General features: G+C 36.9%; 19 protein-coding genes. 9 read left to right on the forward strand and 10 right to left on the reverse strand.

What is annotated here, in order from left to right; all coding sequences use genetic code 11:
* The 4 genes from cpaA to AC1M9P_RS11205 all read right to left on the reverse strand — a co-directional run bounded on the left by cpaA (nt 1) and on the right by AC1M9P_RS11205 (nt 5,554).
* A complete protein-coding gene (cpaA, locus tag AC1M9P_RS11190) occupies nt 1-1,731 on the reverse strand; it encodes a metalloendopeptidase CpaA (protein ID WP_481587642.1) in 1,731 nt (576 codons plus the stop codon).
* A gap of 108 nt (nt 1,732-1,839) precedes the next feature.
* Nucleotides 1,840-3,099: a serine hydrolase domain-containing protein gene (locus tag AC1M9P_RS11195; RefSeq protein WP_481587690.1), complete on the reverse strand. Its 1,260-nt coding sequence runs from the start codon at nt 3,097-3,099 to the stop codon at nt 1,840-1,842.
* A gap of 68 nt (nt 3,100-3,167) precedes the next feature.
* Nucleotides 3,168-4,022, reverse strand: coding sequence for a MaoC family dehydratase (locus tag AC1M9P_RS11200; RefSeq protein ID WP_481587643.1), 855 nt, complete (start codon nt 4,020-4,022; stop codon nt 3,168-3,170).
* Between the two features lie 140 nt (nt 4,023-4,162).
* Nucleotides 4,163-5,554, reverse strand: a complete 1,392-nt coding sequence (locus AC1M9P_RS11205; protein ID WP_035266061.1) for a 3-oxoacyl-ACP reductase — start codon at nt 5,552-5,554, stop codon at nt 4,163-4,165.
* 240 nt (nt 5,555-5,794) lie between these two features.
* Between AC1M9P_RS11205 and AC1M9P_RS11210 the strand changes: the two genes are divergently transcribed.
* Entirely contained in the window at nt 5,795-7,324 is a 1,530-nt protein-coding gene (locus AC1M9P_RS11210; RefSeq protein ID WP_180028195.1) for an acetyl-CoA C-acetyltransferase, read from the forward strand.
* A 177-nt stretch (nt 7,325-7,501) separates the two neighbouring features.
* Complete coding sequence (locus AC1M9P_RS11215; RefSeq protein ID WP_481587644.1) at nt 7,502-8,500, forward strand: OmpW/AlkL family protein; 999 nt, start codon at nt 7,502-7,504, stop codon at nt 8,498-8,500.
* A gap of 43 nt (nt 8,501-8,543) precedes the next feature.
* Here the strand turns inward: AC1M9P_RS11215 and aceI are convergent, their stop codons facing one another.
* Complete coding sequence (gene aceI, locus AC1M9P_RS11220; protein WP_092767850.1) at nt 8,544-8,975, reverse strand: chlorhexidine efflux PACE transporter AceI; 432 nt, start codon at nt 8,973-8,975, stop codon at nt 8,544-8,546.
* Nucleotides 8,976-9,072: 97 nt separating this feature from the next.
* On the opposite strand from aceI, the gene aceR reads away from it, so the two are divergent.
* The 4 genes from aceR (at nt 9,073) to AC1M9P_RS11240 (ending at nt 12,988) form a co-directional block, all read left to right on the forward strand.
* Nucleotides 9,073-9,957 (forward strand): HTH-type transcriptional regulator AceR, encoded by an 885-nt coding sequence (gene aceR / locus AC1M9P_RS11225; RefSeq protein WP_092767852.1) that lies wholly within the window; start codon nt 9,073-9,075, stop codon nt 9,955-9,957.
* A 94-nt stretch (nt 9,958-10,051) separates the two neighbouring features.
* Nucleotides 10,052-11,038, forward strand: coding sequence for a transaldolase (tal, locus tag AC1M9P_RS11230; RefSeq protein WP_481587645.1), 987 nt, complete (start codon nt 10,052-10,054; stop codon nt 11,036-11,038).
* A gap of 67 nt (nt 11,039-11,105) precedes the next feature.
* Nucleotides 11,106-11,756, forward strand: a complete 651-nt coding sequence (gene leuE / locus AC1M9P_RS11235; RefSeq protein WP_481587646.1) for a leucine efflux protein LeuE — start codon at nt 11,106-11,108, stop codon at nt 11,754-11,756.
* A 53-nt stretch (nt 11,757-11,809) separates the two neighbouring features.
* A complete protein-coding gene (locus AC1M9P_RS11240; protein ID WP_481587691.1) occupies nt 11,810-12,988 on the forward strand; it encodes a benzoate/H(+) symporter BenE family transporter in 1,179 nt (392 codons plus the stop codon).
* A gap of 19 nt (nt 12,989-13,007) precedes the next feature.
* On the opposite strand, the gene map is transcribed toward AC1M9P_RS11240, so the two are convergent.
* Nucleotides 13,008-13,802 (reverse strand): type I methionyl aminopeptidase, encoded by a 795-nt coding sequence (gene map / locus AC1M9P_RS11245; protein ID WP_481587647.1) that lies wholly within the window; start codon nt 13,800-13,802, stop codon nt 13,008-13,010.
* A gap of 345 nt (nt 13,803-14,147) precedes the next feature.
* Between map and brnQ the strand changes: the two genes are divergently transcribed.
* Together brnQ and AC1M9P_RS11255 are read left to right on the forward strand one after the other, a co-directional pair.
* Nucleotides 14,148-15,440 (forward strand): branched-chain amino acid transport system II carrier protein, encoded by a 1,293-nt coding sequence (gene brnQ / locus AC1M9P_RS11250; RefSeq protein ID WP_481587648.1) that lies wholly within the window; start codon nt 14,148-14,150, stop codon nt 15,438-15,440.
* Nucleotides 15,441-15,860: 420 nt separating this feature from the next.
* Nucleotides 15,861-16,112 (forward strand): hypothetical protein, encoded by a 252-nt coding sequence (locus tag AC1M9P_RS11255; RefSeq protein ID WP_035266079.1) that lies wholly within the window; start codon nt 15,861-15,863, stop codon nt 16,110-16,112.
* A 91-nt stretch (nt 16,113-16,203) separates the two neighbouring features.
* Here the strand turns inward: AC1M9P_RS11255 and AC1M9P_RS11260 are convergent, their stop codons facing one another.
* Complete coding sequence (locus tag AC1M9P_RS11260; RefSeq protein WP_416224324.1) at nt 16,204-16,659, reverse strand: hypothetical protein; 456 nt, start codon at nt 16,657-16,659, stop codon at nt 16,204-16,206.
* Between the two features lie 144 nt (nt 16,660-16,803).
* Nucleotides 16,804-18,336 (reverse strand): TerC family protein, encoded by a 1,533-nt coding sequence (locus AC1M9P_RS11265; RefSeq protein WP_092767773.1) that lies wholly within the window; start codon nt 18,334-18,336, stop codon nt 16,804-16,806.
* Between the two features lie 556 nt (nt 18,337-18,892).
* On the opposite strand from AC1M9P_RS11265, the gene AC1M9P_RS11270 reads away from it, so the two are divergent.
* A complete protein-coding gene (locus AC1M9P_RS11270) occupies nt 18,893-19,357 on the forward strand; it encodes a MarR family winged helix-turn-helix transcriptional regulator (RefSeq protein WP_035266085.1) in 465 nt (154 codons plus the stop codon).
* 17 nt (nt 19,358-19,374) lie between these two features.
* Here AC1M9P_RS11270 and AC1M9P_RS11275 read toward each other — a convergent pair whose 3' ends face one another.
* Both AC1M9P_RS11275 and AC1M9P_RS11280 read right to left on the reverse strand, forming a co-directional pair.
* Nucleotides 19,375-20,040: an SOS response-associated peptidase gene (locus tag AC1M9P_RS11275; protein WP_481587649.1), complete on the reverse strand. Its 666-nt coding sequence runs from the start codon at nt 20,038-20,040 to the stop codon at nt 19,375-19,377.
* A 59-nt stretch (nt 20,041-20,099) separates the two neighbouring features.
* Complete coding sequence (locus AC1M9P_RS11280; RefSeq protein WP_481587650.1) at nt 20,100-21,548, reverse strand: aldehyde dehydrogenase family protein; 1,449 nt, start codon at nt 21,546-21,548, stop codon at nt 20,100-20,102.
* Between the last annotated feature and the right edge of the window lie 41 nt (nt 21,549-21,589).

Below are 21,589 nucleotides of genomic sequence, written 5' to 3' on the forward strand. Positions count from 1 at the left end.
TTATTTGAATAGCGACACTGCTTTAGCATTTTTATTAATCATAGTGACAGCATCACGATCATTCGTACCCCCTAATTGGTATCCATACTTTGGATGGAATAAATCTGGGCTTGAGAAATAAGAGATACTATTACCTCCCATAATCGTACTACCCAAAGGATGCTCCAAACCACGTGCTGGTCCAGCGGTATCATGATGATCCACCCCCATATTATGACCGAATTCATGTCTTAAAACCGTGATTCCACAGTTAATACTTCCACTACCGATCATATAATTGGAGTTAGGGTTTACAAGTAAGTAAGCTAAACCACAGCCTTCTTCATCACCTTCATAATATACAGCATCAGCTTTTAAGCGATTACGCTCATTCTGAATAACTTTGTCCACACGACCAATATCAAGGACATTGTTTAATGTTTTAGAACCTGGTGTTTTATATTGCAGATAACCAACGTTGCGTAGATAAAACTTGGCATTTGAATTCTCTGCAGACACATTGGTTAGGTCAAAGCCTTCAATCAATCTAATTTTCGCTGCATTTGCACCTAATTTCTCTGCAACAGCAGGACTACTCACCAAAAGCATGTCAATCGTTGAACTATCAGCTTGCCATCCTTGAGATGTATAGACAAAACGTTGTGTTTCACCAGTTTGAATCGTTTGTCGTAAATTATTGGATGCCTGAATTGTGCTGCTCCACGCCGCTCCAGAACTTATGATTATCTTGTCATTGATTTGAGCACGATCAGGTAAATTAATTACTGATTGCCAATTTCCATTTGCCAACTTAACACGTGTCACTGGTTGTTTAGGATCAGGAACTTTTTGATTATTTAAATCTTTCGCTTGTATCACACGTTCTGGTGCAGAAACTAAAATCCACTTCGCTAATTCTTTTACAAACATAAATTCATATCGATCACCTCTATTTAGTTTTAAAGTTGCTGAGGTATTGACATTCTGATTTGAAATAGTAGCTTCCCATGTTGCAGTCGACTTCACGATCACACGATCACGGTCATATGCTGAACTTGGTAACGTAAATTGTGACACCCAGTTTCCATCACCAAAAATAATTTCAGTTAAAGGGCTATCGGTTTTATTTAACTGAGTACCCACTGAACTAACATTTATTTGCCTCGGCTTGATATATTCAGGAACCCATTTTTTTAGTTTTTGATTAAATACAAACCAATAGCGATCTCCTTTTTTTAAATTAAAATTACTCGAAAAAAGAAGATTTGTTGTATCAATTGATGAATCCCAGCCTGCATCAGATTCAATCAACATTACTGTATTGTTAGTTACATCGCTCGGCAATACTATTTTCTTTGCCCAAGCGCCATCTTTTAGATGAACTCGCTGTATTATTTGTTGATTAGATATAATATTTTGTACACTTGAATTATCGACAATGGCACTAGGTGTACTGTTGATTCGCCATTTTTTTAAAGATTCACTATAAATAAAGTCGAATGTGTTTCCTCTATTGATTTGAATTGATTCAAGTGGAATATCTATATTGGAAGTATCTAGATATGCCGTATATCCCGCCGATGAAGAAATTCTAATCTTGTCATTATTTTTTGGATTGTTTGGCAGATAGATTTGCTTCGTCCAATTTCCATCACCCAATTTAAATTCTAATTCAGCATAACCGCTCGGAATCTGACCGCTTTGCTGATTTTGGTTTGGTGTAAGTACTGTACTTGCCACAACACCACTCATCAAACAACCCATTAGTAAAAAGGTAATTTTTTTATTCATCATGTCACTATTTATTTATTTTAGTTAAAGTTAGTATACATTATAAATACAAATTCTCCTTTGTAAATGTTAAAACCATCCCTTTTTACCATTATTAATGTGATCCACACATCTCAATGCCTCTTGCGATAAACTCCACAAACGATAATCCCCTGTAATTGACCCAACAGGATAATTATGGGTATAGGCAAAGCTTAATTTTCTTTCAGGATCACACCAAGCCCCTGATCCGTTGTAGCCCATATGACCAAATCCATTTTTTGCACTTTTACCCAGCGTGATAACTCTGTGATAACCCAAACGCCAATGCATAGGTATTGGCATCACCTTGTCTCGATCATAGCTTTGAATTTGCGAAAGTTGTTTGAATACAAGTGGCTTGATAAATTGTCTTGATTCGAACTGACCATAGTGCGCCATCATGGCATAGATTTTCGCTAAACTTCTGGCTGTAAAGACACCATTAGCAGCAGGAATGGGTTGAGTCAGAACAAGATCATCAAAAAAGCTAAACCCCTTCATTCCCTTTGGAATCATTGCATCTATAAAATCATCAGGATTTTGACCAGAATATTGAATGATACGATCCGAAAATGAAACTTTCTGTTTTTTCTTCTTTTGTTGTGCAACTTGAGTAGTTGATGACTTTTTTTCAATATTTCTTTTTTCTAGAGGTTTGGCTATTCTTGAAAGTTGATCCTGAGGGACACCAAAATAGGCACCATCTAATTGAAGTGGTTCTACTAAATATTGATTCATCAGCTCAGAAAGATTTTGCTGAGTCGCTTTTTCAATCAGCCCTCCTAATAACCAGCCATACGTAAGTGCTTGATATGCATAATTTGAATTGGGTTTAAAACGTGGTGTCGCGCTAGCCATCACATTGAGCATGTGATCCCAGTCTGCCATTTCAGATGCTTGAGCAATGACATTTCTAACATCATATAAACCACTACGGTGACTTAATACGTCAGCCAAAGTAATCTTAGATTTTCCATGTTCAGCAAATTCTGGCCAATAATCCGCTATGGGTTGACGATAGTCTAATTTCCCTTCACTCACTAGAATATGCGACAAAGTCGCTAAGATCCCCTTTCCGGTGGAATAGCACATCGCCATCGTGTCTTCTGACCACTCTTCACTCGAAGACTTTTTTCCAACATAAATATCAACCACTTTTTCTTGACCATAATATACAGCCAATGATGCACCACCTTGTTCAGTACGAGAGTCTTGTAAACGACTAAATAAATGTGCCAAATCTGCAAACTGATGGTGAACGATACCCTTATAATTATGTGTGTCAGCGTAAATTAAATCTTTTAGAATTTTCATCTTCTATCCTTGATTTATAGTTATAAAAAAGCCTAACAAACATGTTAGGCCTAAAGCATCTATTAAAGTGGTTTCACAACACCAGAAACATGAGGTTTTTGTGATTTTGCATTACGAACTAACAAATATGTCGCTTGATCTCGCTCACCCGTTAAAAATTCAACCTCAGATGGTAAAAACATAGGCAACTTAAAATAAACATCAGCATCATAAGCATCCGGTAAACTAATACTTGCTAATGCTTTAGCTTTACTCCACATGCCATGCGCAATCGCTTGTTTAAAACCAAATGCTTTTGCTGTAACTGCATGAATATGAATGAGGTTAAAATCACCTGAAACGAGCGCATAGCGACGACCCGTGTTTTCAGCGACTTTCCAATTACCCCGTGATTTAAATTCAGGCAACTGATCTTCTTTCGCCTTTGAAGAGGATGAAGTATTTGTTTTTTCACGAGAAAGATAGGTTGTTAAACCCTCCATCACCACATCATTACCTACTTTCGCAGTGGTAATAAAGTCAAATTGCAAACCTTTGTCATGTGGTTTTAACTCACCAAATTTGCATGATAGCGTGATGGTTTCATTCACTCCAATTTTGCGATACTGCTTAACTTGATTACGAATATGAACTAAACCCAGCAAAGCAAATGGGAAAGGTTCTTGTGTCATCATTTGCATCTGCAAACTTTGAGAAATGACTGCCAAGTAAGTCGATGGTACATATCCATTATTCTTGTAACCACAAATTTCGTTATAAGATTTTAAATGGTCATGATCAACACGATATTCATCAACGATGTAATCCACTTGTGGCAGTGTCTTTTCGCCTTTCGGTTTTTTAAAAATTAAACCTTTAATGACTTTAGGATAAGCTAAATAAGCTTTTGGCAATTGACTAAAGTGACGTGTTTTCATGTTAAAAATTCCCATTTATCTTTATAAAAAATTTACAGTTTGCAGCTCAACAAAACGATCATAACAAATCATACGAGCAATAAAGAGAGCAATGCCTGAACATTACTCTCTTTCATTTAACAATCTATGACCACAAAAGCTTAAGCACCTAATAAACTTTGACCGCACACACGTACAATGTTTCCATTCAGCCCCGTTGAAGCAGATGAAGCAAATAATGCGATTGTTTCAGCCACATCAACTGGTTGACCACCTTGACTCATCGAATTCATACGGCGACCCGCTTCACGAATTGCGAATGGAATCGCTGCTGTCATTTGAGTTTCAATAAATCCAGGAGCAACAGCATTAATCGTTACACCATTTTTCAAAATTGGTGCTGTAAATTTCACTAAACCAATCACACCAGCTTTAGAAGCTGCGTAGTTCGTTTGACCGAGGTTACCCGCAATACCTGAAATCGAAGATACGCAAACGATGCGACCATTTTCATTGATGCCTTCATTAGACAACAAATAGTCATTCACACGCTCAATCGCAGATAAGTTAATGTTAATCACAAGATCCCAAAGCTCTGGCTTCATATTAGCAAGCGTTTTATCACGTGTAATACCGGCATTATGGACAATCACATCTAGTCCGCCTTGAGCAGCCGCTGCAGCTTTGATTTTTTCTCCAGCATCTGGTGCAGTGATATCAATCGCTAAAGTCGATCCACCAATTTCACTCGCAACACGATCAAGATCTGCTTGTTGTTGTGGTACATCTAAGCAAATGACATGAGCACCATCACGCGACAAAACATGCGCAATCGCTTCACCAATACCACGACTTGCACCTGTGACCACTGCAGTTTTGCCCGCAAGTGGTTTAGTCCAATCAACATCAACAACATTTGCTTTTGAAACACGAATGACTTGACCTGATACATACGCTGAGCGCGGAGAAAGTACAAAACGAAGTGTAGATTCAAGATTTAAAGCAGCATCTTGATCTACATAAACCAATTGTGCAGCAATACCTTTCTTAAATTCTTTACCTACAGATTTCACGAAACCTTCTAATGCACGTTGAGCAATCGCTTGTTTCACTGTAGGTGCTGATTCTGGTGTCAAGCCAACGACGACTACACGACCTGAAGTTTGAATTTGGCGAGCAATTGGATTAAAGAATTTATACAATTCAATTAACTGTTCAGAGTCCTGAATACCCGAAGCATCAAACACAACTGCTTTGAATTTCGACTCTTTATCGCCTTCATTAAACGCACCTAAGTTCAACCCTACTTTAGCTGCAGCTTGTTGTAACTCAGCATTGTTTCCCGCATAGCTGTTGGCATGAATATTACTCAGAACTTGCGCAATTTCACCATTAAAAAGACTTTTAGACGCAGAACCGAATAAAACAGCGCCTTGAACAACAGGCGTTGCTGATTCAAAGCGATCTAAGTGAATTGGAGATGGTAAACCTAAATTTTTGATGACAAATTTACCAATTGGAGATTTTGCAAAAGCTTGATATTGGTCAGTCATGAATATGATCTCTCGATAGAATAATTTTTTGAAGGATCTATGATGTAGATGAAGTTCAGTTCAAACTCTGATACTTAGTAAATTAATCGATCCCTGCGTTTCAGTTAAATAATACTTGAGTTACTCTATGTATGTCTTGACCTGAAAGCATTGCTAAATGTCATTTTAGTCAATACGGCCTCTTAGCGATTATGCTAATGTAGCACTCAAGAATATCCCAAATATGCTTGGAAAAGCCTTATGAGCAAAACAACTCAAGAAAATCCAACAACTGAGAATTCTGCGAAAGCGACTGTGTCAAATACATCAAAAGCTCGTTCAAATGCGAGTAGTGGTAATGCAAACAGCGCCAACAACGCAAATACTCCAAAAGCGACTCGCCCTCGTACGTCGACGACTCGCAAAAAAACAGCAGCAACAAATAAAACTAAAGCTGAAAATCAAACTTCAGCAACTACGACTCAATCTTCCGCTGAACAGGAAAAAACTATGACTCAAAATACTGTACGCCGTGTTGCAATTATCGGTGGTAATCGTATTCCTTTCGCACGTTCTAATGGTGCTTATTTCACAGCTACAAATACGGATATGCTTACAGCAGCATTGAATGGTCTAGTTGAGCGTTTTAATCTTCAAGGTCAACGTCTGGGTGAAGTTGTTGCTGGTGCTGTACTGAAGCACAGCCGTGATTTCAATATGACGCGTGAATGTGTGTTAAGCACAGAGCTTGCACCTGAAACTCCAGCTTACGATATCCAACAAGCTTGTGGCACTGGGCTTCAAGCTGCTTTCCTCGTAGCGAACAAAATTGCACTAGGTCAAATTGAGGTGGGTATTGCAGGTGGTGTAGATACCACTTCAGATGCTCCTATTGCATTTGGTGATGGATTACGTAAAGCTCTTTTAGAACTCAATGTTGCAAAAACAGGTAAAGATCGCCTTAAAGCGTTAACTAAAATTAACGTAAAAGATTTGCTAGACGCGCCTAAAAATGGTGAACCTCGCACCGGCTTATCTATGGGCGATCACCAAGCAATCACAACACTTGAGTGGGGCATTTCTCGTGAAGCTCAAGATGAACTTGCTGCATCGTCTCATCAAAAAATGGCTGCGGCTTATGAAGCAGGTTTCTTTGACGATTTAATGACGCCATTTCTTGGCCTTGAGCGCGACAACAACTTACGTCCTGATTCAACTGTAGAAAAGCTTGCAAAACTTAAGCCAGCGTTTGGCAAAGGTGATGCTCGTACAATGACTGCGGGTAACTCTACTCCACTTACCGATGGTGCTTCTTGTGTATTACTAGCATCAGAAGAATGGGCTAAAGCAAATGGTCACGAAATTTTAGCGTATTTAAGTTTCTCTGAAACTGCTGCTGTAGATTTCATTGGTAAAAAAGAAGGTTTGTTAATGGCTCCTGCTTACGCAGTTCCACGTATGCTCGAGCGTGCTAATTTAAAACTTCAAGATTTCGACTACTATGAAATTCATGAAGCATTTGCATCTCAAGTTCTTTCTACATTAAAAGCTTGGGAAGATCCTAAATTCTGTAAAGAACGTCTAGGCTTAGATGCGCCTTTAGGTTCAATTGATCGTGCGAAGTTAAACGTTAAAGGCTCTTCGTTGGCTGCGGGTCACCCATTTGCCGCAACGGGTGGTCGTATTATCGCAACTGCTGCAAAGATTTTAAATGAAAAAGGTTCAGGTCGTGTACTTGTCTCGATCTGTGCTGCAGGTGGTCAAGGTGTAACGGCTATTATTGAAAAATAATTCGATGTTCATAACAAAAAAGCCCCTCGATTGAGGGGCTTTTTTTATTTTCATAAAAAAGATTGACAGAGTATTTATTTTTTTTAGATGAATGACTGACATTAAACTTTAAAAATTAGCATTTTATTACATAATTAAAGAGCTAAAAATGGATTTTAGCCAATTAAAGGAAAAAAAATGAAAAAGATACAAAAAATATACTCAGTAATTCTATTATGTTGCATCAGTACCACAATTTTGGCGAACTCAGTTGAGCCTAAATATAAATGGTCTGTTAGTACTGGATGGCTACATATAATGCCTCAGGGGAAATATGGAAATACGTCGATTAATACAGCCGTTGATCCTGATTATGAGTATGACCTATTAAAAAATATAGGCATAACCTCAAAAATGGAGGGATTAAGCAATTGGACAGAAAATGCTGGCTTAAAACCTAAGGATGGGGATACTTTGGGCTTAATGATTAATTATTATGTCAATGATAACATTTCACTTCAAATGATTGGAGGTGTTCCACCCAAAATTGATATTAAGGGGAAAGGTCAGATTAATGCAAAACCTATTGCACTTAACCCAATGATTGATGCTGCTATTATTGATATATTAGGACCTGATCGAAATTTGTTTATAACTGATCTTGGGAGCAGATCAAAGTTGGCAGAAGCAACAGCTTGGACTCCAGCTGCAACCGCACAGTACCACTTTGGTACTACAGGTATAAATAAATTTAGACCTTATGTAGGGGCAGGAATAATGTATGCAACATTTACTGGGCTAAAAATTGATAAAGGTCTTGAGGAAGAACTAATAACTGCTGGACATCGTATCGGTCATATTACAAATATTGTTAGAGATGATGACCCGATGAAGGATATCAATGGAAATCTATTAGATGCTATTGTAGATCCTATAGGAGTAAGAATTAATTCTCCAGTAGATCCAAAGGTTAAAGTGAAAGCCACTGATGCTTTAGGAGCAGTATTTACTTTAGGTGCAAATTACGACATTTCAAATAGAATCTATATTACCGGATCACTAACCTATGTAGATTTATCGAATAAGTCGAAAATTACAGTTTATGACCAAATATCAGGGCGTCAATTAGTTTCATCTTCAACAAAAATCAATCTTAATCCTTTAATCAGCTATATTGGAATTGGTTATAAATTTTAATTAAAAAAAGCATCTCAATAGAGATGCTTTTTTATTTTGAGTTTTAGTGATTTAAAGCCTCAGGTGCATAACCTAGTTTAGCTTCGATCCCATCATAGAACCATTGAAATATAAACGTATACACCAGAATACTAAGCGTCAAAGCTAAGTCGACGATAAAAGCTTGTATGAGCGTCATATCCATCATATATGCAACAATTGGAATGGTCACTAACATCAAGCCACCTTCAAATCCTAGCGCATGCAATATACGAACTTTTACAGTACGCTTCCACTGATTGCGCGCTTCAATTTTTTCGAAATAATGATTGAAAATCATATTCCAGATCACTGAAAGTACAGCCATAATCACACCTAATGAACCTGCAATCTCCAGTGGAACTTCAAAAATAAAACTCAAAGAAATTGCGATGATCACCAATAGAATGATTTCATAGCTTATTGCGTGAATAATTCTTCTCTTTGAAAAAAACATGCGTTCACTCATCAACAATGTTATTCATGAGCGCATTTTATTTTCATAATATTGAATGATGGAGTTAGAATCTATCAAAATTTTTGAAAGAATAAACATGAATATTAATCAAGAACAATTGGTCGTTTTTAAAACTGTGATGGAAACAGGTTCTTTTTCCGCAGCCGCACGTCAGTTAGGCAAGGTCCCCTCTGCTGTCAGTATGGCGATTTCCAATTTAGAGATTGATCTGAATCTTCAACTGTTTGAAAGAGTAGGACGTGAACCACAGCCAACACTTCAAGCCAAAGTTTTGTATGAACGTACTAATCATTTATTGATTGAAATGAATCAATGGAAACAACATGCATTTGGTTTGAGTAGCGGTATCGAAACCGAATTAAATATTGTGGTGGTATCTGAGTTACTGCATAGTAGATGGACTGATTATATTGTTTTATTAGAACAACAATTTCCTCAACTACAAATCAATATATTCAGCGCACCACAAGAAGATGCTCAACAAATGATTTTAACGGGTAAAGCACATTTAGCGTTGATGTTTGAGCGTGAACATATTGAGGCGAATGAACAATTTGTGGAATTAATGAAAGAAAGTTTAATTCCAGTTGCATCTGTTCATCATCCGCTGTGCCAAAATCAAAAAGTGAGCTATGAAGAAATTTTTCAAAGTCGTCAGATTGTAGTCGCTAGTCGCGATCGGAACATTAAGCCTGAATTACTCTTCTCCAAAGATGCATGGCGTACAGACAATCACCATTCTGCATGTAGACTAATTTCACAAGGACTTGGATGGGGAGTATTACCCACTGAAATGCTTATCGAACAACCAACATTAAAGAAAAAACTTAAAGTTCTACGATTTTCAGATTTCACCCCAAAATTTGATTATTTTATCGATCTGGTTTGGAGTAAAGAGCAACCATTGGGCAAAGCTGCTCAATTTTTAATTCATCACATCAGAAATAAAAGAAAAATGTAGGAAAATAACTTGATTTAAAACTTTTGTAGCATGTTTCAAAATAATCATGTGTTATAAAGATGGTATAAGTAATGAAACAAAGAATTAGATCGCAATGACTGAAACAGCTTTATCTCAATTAAAAAACTTCACTACAATTGTTGCAGACACAGGTGACTTAAACGCTATAAAAAAATTTAAGCCATTGGATGCTACCACTAACCCTTCACTCATCACGGCAGCAGCTTCATTCCCTGAAAACAAAGAACTGATTGAAGCTGCATTTGATCAAGCAAAGTCAGAGGGTTATCAGTCAGATGAGTTAATCGATAGAACAATTGATATCCTGACTGTCAAATTAGGTGTGGAAATTCTAAAAGTAGTTGAAGGTCGAGTATCAACAGAAGTTGATGCAGCACTTTCATACGATACAGCCGCGACAATTGCTAAAGCTAAAGAATTACTCGCTCTCTATGCGACTTATGGTGTTGATCAAAACCGAATTTTAATTAAAATCGCCTCAACATGGGAAGGTATTCAAGCTGCTAAGGTTCTTGAAGCAGAAGGCATTCATTGCAACTTAACTTTGTTGTTTGGCTTACATCAAGCAAAAGCATGTGCGGATGCTCAGGTCACATTAATTTCACCATTTGTAGGTCGTATTCTCGATTGGTATAAAAAAGCTGAAAATGTGGATCACTATCCAATTGAACAAGATCCTGGTGTGCAATCCGTTAAACAAATTTACGAGTTCTACAAACAAAATCAGGTGAAAACTGAAGTTATGGGCGCAAGCTTTCGTAGCATAGAACAGGTTCTCGGACTTGCTGGATGCGACCTCTTAACTGTATCACCGAATTTACTTGACGAATTGGCTCAAGATCATCGCCAAGTTGAAGTTCAGTTAAATGCAAATGCACACAGCTCAAATATCGAATCACTTAGTCCAATCACTGAAATAGATTTTAAAGCGCAAATTCAGAAAGATCTTATGGCATCGCAATTATTGCAAGGCGGTATAGATGGCTTTATTAAGGCAAGAGATCAACTCAGCTCTCTGTTAAAACAATCATTTGGCATAGATGCTGATATAAAAGCTTAATTGCACCTATCCATCATTCTTTCAATCGAGCTCTTAGGAGCTCGATTATTTTTTAAGAGATAAATGAGTGTTTGGTATAACTGATCTTCCAACCTATTTAATAGGTACATTACTTATTATTTTATTACCTGGACCTAACTCGCTCTATGTCATGTCTATTGCGACTCGCTTTGGCATAAAAGTGGGCTATCAAGGTGCTTTCGGTATTTTGTGTGGAGATAGCATCCTTATTTTGCTAACTGTCTTAGGTGCCGCAACATTATTGCATCAATTTCCCTGGATTTTTTTCGCCCTAAAAATTATTGGTGCTTTATATCTTAGTTATTTAGGTATCCGTTTAATATATGCAGCCTATTTAACTTGGAAACGTCCAAGTAAAGATCAAGCTAATGTTTCTATTGTACAAAAACAAGAAAAATTTCATCCTTTTCGTACCGCATTACTCATTAGTCTGATTAACCCAAAGGCAATACTGTTCTTTTTATCGTTTTTTGTTCAATTTGTAGATCCAGCTTATCCTTATCCAGCCCAAAGCTTTTTAATGCTTGCTGTAATTTTACAATTAATGAGTATAGCCTACTTAAGTATGTTGATCTTCACAGGTATCAAAATTTCAAATTACTTCAACACGCATTATAAATTAGCAGCTGCTTCTGTTGCCGCTATTGGTATTTTATTTGGATTGTTTGGGATCAAACTTGCTACATCAACAATGTAATCTTAACTTCACAGAATCATTAGGGAAATAATATAAAAATGCTCATAGACGTGATAACAAGAATAAAAAAAGATTTAAGTCTACCTGCTGTTTTCGCTGGCTTTATTACATTTTTAATTGGCATTAGCGTTTCATCTGTACTGGTTATTCAAGCTGGACAAGTATTAGGTGCAAATCAAGCACAGATTAGCTCATGGTTTTGGGCACTGGGTTTGAGTATAGGATTATCAGGACTGATCTTAAGCTGGAAGTTTAAATATCCAGTTGCAACATCATGGTCAACAGCAGGACTAGCACTGATTATCGCTACAGGCTCAGGATACAATTTGAATGAGGCGATAGGGGCATTTTTAATATGCGGAATTATGACTGCTGTATTGGGCTTTTTTGGAATATTTCAAAGAATTCTTGAATTTTTACCGCAATCTCTTACAAGCGCCATGTTAGCTGGAGTGTTATTAAAATTTGGCATTTCATTATTTACGGTCATGCAAGACCAATTGATCTATGTTTTAATCTTGATCAGTACATATTTTATAAGTAAAAAAGCATTACCCCGTCACTCCATTGTCATTACATTGTTAGCTTGCATTATCGCCACACCTTTTTTCTTTGAATATACAGCAACCAAAATTCACTACGGAATGACGTATCCAGTATGGATTCAGCCTGAATTTCACTGGTCAAGTATTCTGGGTTTAGCTATTCCCCTCTTGATCATCAATATGGCTTCACAATATTTACCTGGTTTAGCAATGATCAGATCCTATGGTTACAAACCTCATGTCAACCAATTAGTAAGTTGGACAGGAATTGCTCAAGCAATATTCGCTCCGTTCGGGGCATTTTCAACCAATATCGCAGCAATTAGTGCAGCTGTGAGCCTTGATGAACAAGTTCATCAAGACCCTGCTAAACGCTATATTGCAGGTATGGCTTGTGGAGTGTTCTATATCTTTATGGGCATTTTTGCAGCGACACTAACGGGATTATTACTGTCATTCCCTAGAGAAATGATCACCACTTTGGCGGCGATCGCACTTTTTGCAACGATTGGACATAACATCAGTATCGCATTTAAAGAAGATTTAGATCGTGATGCTGCTTTAATCACTTTTTTAATGTCTGCATCTGGAGTTCAGTTTTTGGGCATTGGATCTGCTTTTTGGGGATTGGTTATTGGATTTATTATTTATCATTTGATGCGTATACAAATTAAAAAGCCTATTTAAAAAAATAGGCTTTTGGGAATTAAATTACAGGATATTCACCCGTACCTTCAGGCCAAGGTGTCAATAATTCATATCCTTCATCAGTCACAGCAACCATATGTTCCCATTGTGCAGACCAAGATTTATCTGCTGTAATTACTGTCCATCCGTCTTTTAATTCTTTAACTTTGGCTTTGCCTGCATTCACCATAGGCTCAATGGTAAACACCATTCCTTTTCTTAATACTAATCCCTGACCAGGCTGTCCGTAATGCAATACATTCGGTTGCTCATGGTAGGTTTTTCCAATACCGTGACCACAATATTCACGTACAATCGTATAACCTTCGCGTTGCGCAACTTGTTGAATAGCATGACCCACGTCACCTAGTGTCGCGCCAGGTTTAACCGTTTTAATACCTGCAAGCATCGCTTCATAAGTCGTATCGACTAATTTTTTTGCTTCAGGTTTAATTGTACCTACATAGTACATTCGACTGGTATCACCAAAATAACCATCCTTGATGATTGCAACATCAATATTAATGATGTCTCCATCCTCTAAGATAATATTGGAAGCAGGGATACCATGACATACAACTTCATTTTTCGAAATACAGGTTGTTTTTGTATATCCGTAATAACCCACATTTGCTGGCGTCACCTTGAGTGTATTGACGATGTAATCATTACAGATATCATCAAGATACTCAGTACTCACACCTGGCTTCACATAATCACCAATCATTGCAAGCACTTGTGCCGCAAGCCGACCCGATATTCTTAGTTTTTCAATATCTTGTTCAGTTTTAATGGTGACAGCTGTTGCCTTCATGATGAACCCCTTTTTAATTCAGGATTCATTATAGGACTTTCATTTGTCGATCACAAACGCTATAGACTATCTGTAACTTAATCATTTTCGACTATTATTTAACCATTCAGTACATTATTTTATTTTGCGAATCAAGATCTATGCTCTGCTTAATTTCAATTCAATAAATAAATTTATTTTATTAGTTTTATAAATACATAGACTTAATTTAACTCATAATTTCCCATCCAATAAAAATTATTCGCTTCTTGCTTTTTTACTATTCCATTCGATGGATGACCGCCCTCCCTATTTACTGACATTTGCTCTAAAATCGCTTTCTTTTTTCTTGAACCGATCTCCCTTATGACCAATTTGCGTACACGGGACATTATTGCCTTAGGTTTTATGACCTTTGCACTATTTATCGGTGCAGGCAATATTATCTTCCCACCTATTGTTGCTCAACAAGCGGGTGAACATGTTTGGTTAGCTGCTTTTGGCTTCTTAATTACTGCTGTTGGCCTTCCTGTTATCACGATCATTGCGCTATCGCGTGTTGAAGGCTCTATTCAACTTTTAAGCTCTCCACTGGGTAAGATTGCAAGTTTAATCTTAACCGTAGCATGCTATCTTGCTGTTGGACCACTTTTCGCGACACCTCGGACAGCTACAGTTTCTTTTGAAATTGGTTTTTCGAGTTATTTTGGAACGTCTTCATCGACCTTGTTGATCTACAGTGCAATTTATTTTGCATTTGTAACGTTAATCTCACTTTATCCGAATAAAATTTTGGATACTGTCGGCTATGTTTTATCTCCACTCAAAATTCTCTCTTTGATCATTTTAGGTGGTAGTGCCTTTTTAGTTTCTGCAGATTATATCCCTGCACCCATTGGAAATTATATCAATAGTCCTGTTTCAGAAGGTTTTGTTAATGGTTATTTAACCATGGACACTTTAGGAGCTTTAGTATTTGGTATTGTCATTATTAATGCGATACGTTCACGTGGTGTAACTGATCAAAAGTTAATTACCAAATATGCAGTGATCGCAAGTTTAATTTCAGGTATTGGCCTTACACTGGTTTACATTAGCCTATTTAAACTTGGACTGAGTAGTCACGAGGCTGCACCTAACGCTGCAAATGGTGCGATTATTCTCCATGGCTATGTTCAGCATGCCTTTGGTGACTTTGGCTCAGATTTTCTAGGGGCGATGATTTTTATCGCATGCATGGTTACGGCAATTGGTTTGACTTGTGCATGTGCAGAATATTTCTCACAAATCACGAAGATTACTTACAAAAAATGGGTTTTCATTCTTGTTGGTTTCTCATTTGTCATTTCCAACTTAGGTTTAACCAAGTTAATCGCCTTCTCTGTACCTGTATTAAGTGCAATCTACCCACCAGCGATTGTGGTGATCATGATGGGATTTATGTGGAAGTTCTTTAATTCCGCTCCACGCGTCATTGCACCTGTTACAGCGGTTGCTTTCATATTCGGTATTATTGATGGACTTAAGGTTGCAGAATTAGATCATTTCTTGCCAGCATTTATGAACAATCTACCATTGGCTGAACAAAATTTAGCATGGTTGATTCCTTCTTTAGTTGTATTTGTCATTGTCTACATACTGGATAGACTGAAGAAGTAAATTCAGGTGATTTATCAATAAATATTGTTTTACCAAAGCCGTATTTGTTCTGTAATCAATAATTGTCTCGTTTATCCAACAGACTATTATTGCTTACCCACCTTAACTTTGACCTCATCAGTCTGATTTGGAATGACTTTTGCTACTATTTATTTGTTTTGCAAGATGCTAAAAAGTAAATAGATTAAAGAATTACAAGAAACTCTATTCATCTCATCACGATTTATCGAAATAATTCTAGCACTTAGCTCACGTAGTATCTTAATTTCAAATATTTCGACTTTTGTCATATTAATGTCATAATTTATTTACATAATAGAGTGTTAAAAACTTGCTTTATTCTTCAATCCCCTGTACAAGTATGTAAACAAAGTCGACTAAATCATTCAGATTTGTCATGAATTATCAGGAGGGATGGAGATGTTATCATTACATTTCAACAAGCAAGTCTTCATTAATACTCTTAAAGCGAACAACAATGCTGTCGTTTTTTTAAGCACAATGTTTGCTCTCATGCTGACACTTGTTGTGCAAGGTACAATTCAAGGCACGTTGAAGCTTGAATATTTTGCTTATGCACTTGCTGCGACGCTAGCATTTTACGTGTGGGCCTTTATTGACACGAAATATCGTACTCAAAAGCTTTCTGATCAAGAAGCACATTTAGACTAAGAGATGGATGCCAAAGCATCCATCTTAAAGTCAATGTCATCATTTAAAGCACTCTATCAAAATAACAAGTTTTTCAATTCTGCTCTACTTATTAGAATAACCCAACATATAAACCATAAAGCAAACCTAAGGTCGCCCCAACCTCACCTACGACCAATAGTACCATCGCACCTCTCATGAGCAATTTTGGTAATTCAATACGCCCTAATTGATGTGGTTCTTTGAACTGATTTGTCGTATCTTTCAATAAGCCATGCAAAATATAACTTAAAATTGAAAATGCAAAAAAGAAAATATTAATCAAAATAAAGAGCAAATTTGTCGATTCATTCAACGCTGAAAAATATGCCATAACCGCTAGAATTAACGTTGCAGGTGCATATAGCAAACTACTCCTATGCGCAATATCAACATAATAATGTGCTCGAGCTTGTTTAGATAAGCTGATTTGCACATACTTCCATACACCAGTAAGCATACCGGTCAATAAAAAAATACCACTAAAAAAAATAGCAAGTCTTACCGATAATTCCATTTGATCGATCATGATCTGACATTCCTTCGCTATAAAACAGATTGCAATATGTTTAGCATCTTATCTCATATTTCATACTACGACTTCGCTAACTCCATACCTTATATAGAAATTTAAGCAAAAAAAAGCTCCAATAAGGAGCTTTATTATTAGAGTTTAAAGCGTGATTTTAACGGTTTTAATTCGATTATCTTCCATTTCTAGAATTTCGAAATTAACCCCTTGGTGTTCAATCAACATACCAACTTCAACCGCCCCACTCGTTTTATCTAAAATCAGTCCTGCAACACTAAAGTAACCTGAGTCTTCTTGCACCAGATCTAAATCTAATATATCGAGCGCCAGCTCTAATTGATATAAATCTAACATACCAGACGCCTTCCAAGTGGTATCATCGATTTTAACCAATTCAAGCTGTTCATCAGCATCTGGGAATTCACCAGCAATTGCTTCAAAAACATCTAATGGTGAGATTAAGCCTTGAATATTGCCATATTCATTTGTAACAAGTACCAATGAACCTTTAGAAGTTCTTAATGTATTAATTGCATCAATCACTTTCATTTTTTCATAAATGAAAATAGGACGGACACGTTTCATCAAATCTTTTAGTTGATCTGGATCATCTAATGCATCAATCAATTCTTTTGCACGTACAATCGTGATGACTTTATCCAATTGTCCACGACAAACTGGGAAAAGACTATGAGGTACAGCTAATACCTGTTCACGAATTGCTTCGGCATCGTCCTCAATATTAACCCAAGAAATTTGATTTCGAGGTGTCATAATTGAAGCAACTGAACGTTCAGCAAGTGATAGCACACCACCAACCATATATCGCTCTTCATCACCAAAAGCTTGTTGAATTTCTTCAACTTCTTTGGATGTTGCAATATCGGCATCCAATTTACTGCCCATCAATTTCAAAATTGAATCTGCAGTTCGATGACGTAACGGGATCTTCGCTTGATTTTTTTCAAGATTACGATTCGAAAATTGATTGAATGCTTCAATTAGAATTGCAACACCAATACCTGAATAAATATAACCTTTAGGGATATGGAATCCAAAACCTTCAGCGATTAGACTTACACCGATCAATAACAAGAAACTTAAACAAAGGATAACCACCGTAGGATGACGGTTAACAAACGTAGTTAACGGTTTTGATGCAATTAACATAACAACCATAGCCACAATCATCGCAGCCATCATCACGTAAATATTATCCACCATACCAATCGCAGTGATCACTGAGTCGAGTGAAAATACCGCATCAAGCACGACGATCTGAGCCACAACTGCAGCAAAACCAGCGTATACGACATTGTTATTCGTTTTAATCTCGGGTTTACCCTCCATTTTTTCATGGAGTTCATTGACAGCCTTATACACAAGGAATAGACCACCAAACAGTAATATCAAATCCCGACCTGAGAATGTTTTTCCAAAAATTTCAATCAATGGTTGAGTTAAAGTGACTAACCACGAGATCGCAAAAAGTAGACCTAGACGCATTAATAATGCGAGGGATAAACCGATTACACGGGCTTTATCACGTTGTTCTGGAGGAAGTTTTTCTGCAAGTATCGCAATAAATACTAAGTTATCGATACCTAAAACGATTTCAAGAATGATAAGGGTAATTAACCCTATCCAAATGCCAGGATCCAATAAAAATTCCATATTAGATCTCCTGGTTCTTATTATTTAAGATAATGTAAGAAGCTAAATTAGGCCAACACGGCGACGGGTCCATATATAAAGTTACCTTTTCAGAAATGATGAAACTATTATGCATAAGAATTTTATTTTGTAATTACTTTTTTTATGTTCAAAACAATTTTTTATGTAAATTTAGATCATATCTTTAGTCGTAATTGCCATCCTTGAATAGTCTTTGACATTTTCGACACAAAAAAAAATATCAGTGCCAAGTTATAGTTCCTCTATTTTTCAATAGAATTTGGTCAGCGTGGAATTGACATAAAGATATAATCATGAAGATCAGAATAGCTGTATTTTTCGAATCTTCTGTTTTGATACACATAAAGATATTTACAGATCATTGAAATATGTTTTATAAAACTGAAGTCAATAGGTGTCATACCTTTTGTCTGATTTAAGGTAAGCGCTTGAACATAAGTTGATTATTTGAACATAGTTCTTTTAATATAGGTTATGCTTCATGTAATATTTAAATTAATAAAAACAATTAAGTTACACTGACAAGGACGTAGCGATGTCAAAAAAATATGCAAAATTTTTACCTTCATCTGAAAATTTTGAACTCGAAAATTTTCCATTCTATTGGATCACTCAAGTCCATTCTCAGTATGTACTGAATGTTGACCATGTGCTCAAAAAGTATGGCGTTGATAATTCTCGTCGACGTTTGCTTGTCGCATTGTCTACTAAACCAGATGCAAGTGTTTCAGAACTCTCTGACATGATTGTGTCAAAAATGTCGACGACTACAAAAATCGTTTACCGTTTAAAAGATGAAGGAATGGTTGACACTTACTCGTGTGAAAACGATGCCCGTATTACGCGTGTGGTACTAACACCAAAAGGTTTAGAAATGACAAAAAAAATTAATGACCTGATGAGTGTGGTTCTTGAACAAACATTTGAGGGATTAACCCCACTTCAAATTGAAAAACTAATGGAAAGCTTAAAGCATATTTTCAAAAATTTAGCGCACTAATTTCCCTAAACTTTAGATTAAAGCCCATCATCAAACATATTGAGTTGGGCTGTATTGTTCTGCCGTGGTTTTGGACAATAAAAACATTCAAATTCCTCTACTGGAAAGCCCTCTACAAAGTTCTGAATGTCGGGGGATTTTAAACTCAGCCACTGATCTAATTTATAGTGCGGAATAATAATTACTGACCGTTTAACATCTCCAGGCTCATGAAAATCCTTCATCATTTCGTGATGAATAGCATCCATGGTAATCATCGTTGCTGAACGATAAATAATTTGATCAATTTTCGTGATTTCATACAACGCTGCGATAAAAAATGCCTGACCATCTTTTCTTCTCACACCCCATCGTTGCGGTCGTCCATTAATATATTTTGCTTCATAAAACTCAGTGACTGGAATTACACCAAATTTACATTTTTCAAATGCTTCTTGAAAACTTCTTTTTTCGCTTAATGTTTCATTGCGTGCATTATAGGTTTTCTTCGCTATTTCTGTATCAGTTGCCCATTTTGGTATAAAACCAAAATTAACTAACCTCCACTCGTAGCTATGATCAGATTTAAATAACAACGGGGTTTCGTAGCTTGGATAAACCTCTTCCACATATTCAAATGGAATATGTGGAAGTTCTAATGCTTGGATTTGATGCGCTTGTATTGGCTTAAAGTTGGCACACATAGCATAATTTTCAATACTATAAAAAACTTAGGCTATTATAGCCGATCCAATTCAGTTCATTATGATGATATTGGTACTGTCATCCAGTGTGTACGCGTGAATTCATCCATAATCCAATGCCCATTAAAGCGCCCTAATCCAGAGTTCTTTTCTCCACCGAATGGTGCATTAGCATGGTCCGCGACACTTATACCATTAATATGTGTCATTCCAATATCGAGTTTTGAAGCGATTTCTACTCCGCGCTCAATATCAGATGTACATACAGCACCAGATAAACCAAACGGTGTGTCATTGGCGATTTGAATTGCATGTGCCTCATCATCTGCTCTGATGATCGGCAGAATTGGTCCGAAGCTTTCCTCTTGAGCAATTGCATATGTCGGCAATACATCTGTAAACACATGAGGTGAAACCAAATTATTCTCAATACCCCCAGCATAGACCAACTTAGCACCTTCTATTTGAGCCTGATTAATGATTCGTTGATGCTGCTTCACTTGTGTATTATTAATAATAGGTCCTATAAGCGTCTCATCAAGATTAGGATCACCCACAGGAATATCTTTTACTTTGTTTAACAGCTTTTCAACATATTCATTGTGAATCGATTGATCTACGATGACACGATTAGTGCTCATACAGATTTGGCCTTGGTGAAGGAAGCGCCCCTTGATCGTCAAATCGACTGCCAAATCTAAATCTGCATCTTTAAGAATTAATAATGGCGCATTCCCTCCAAGCTCTAAAGCAAGTCGTTTGATTCTAGAGCTGGCCATCGTTTTAGCACCAACATTTTGTCCTACTTCTGTAGAGCCAGTGAATGAAATCATCTTCGGGATAGGATGCTCGACAAAATAATCCCCTATTTCACTACCACTACCCACAATGACATTCAGTACACCAGCGGGCACACCTGCCTCTTCAAACAATTTCCCTAATAATGTTCCACCTGTAACAGGTGTATCACTCGCAGGTTTAAGTACCACTGTATTTCCACATGCGATTGCGCAAACAACCGATCGCATTGACAAATGAAATGGAAAATTCCAAGGGCTAATGACAGCAATAACACCCAACGCTTTACGTTGATAAAAACTTTTTCTCGCAGGATCTTTACTTTCTAGCTGAACAGTTTGGATTTGATCAGGAAAAGTGAATGATTCTGAGATAATACCAAGCGCAGCACCCACTTCAATATTTGCCTTGAGACGCGTACTTCCAGACTCGGTAATCAGCCAATCTATAATTTCGTCTTTACGTAATTGTATGATGTCATGCAGCTTCTGAATGATTTTCTTGCGATCTAAAGCAGAGGTAATTAAGCCAAGATCAAATGCTTGTTGTGCTGCAGAAAAAGCGTGATCAACATCAGACTGATTCGCCGCTTGAATTTGGTGTATTTCTTTTAAATCAAATGGATTAAAATTTTGTATGACACGCTCTGAAGAGCCTTTTAACCAAGAACCGTTAATATACTGTTGATTTAAATTTGAATATTGCGTCATTTTATGTCCCTCTACATGCCACTTTTTACCCAATGGTCAAC

The organism is Acinetobacter sp. 25-47-122, assembly GCF_056779695.1.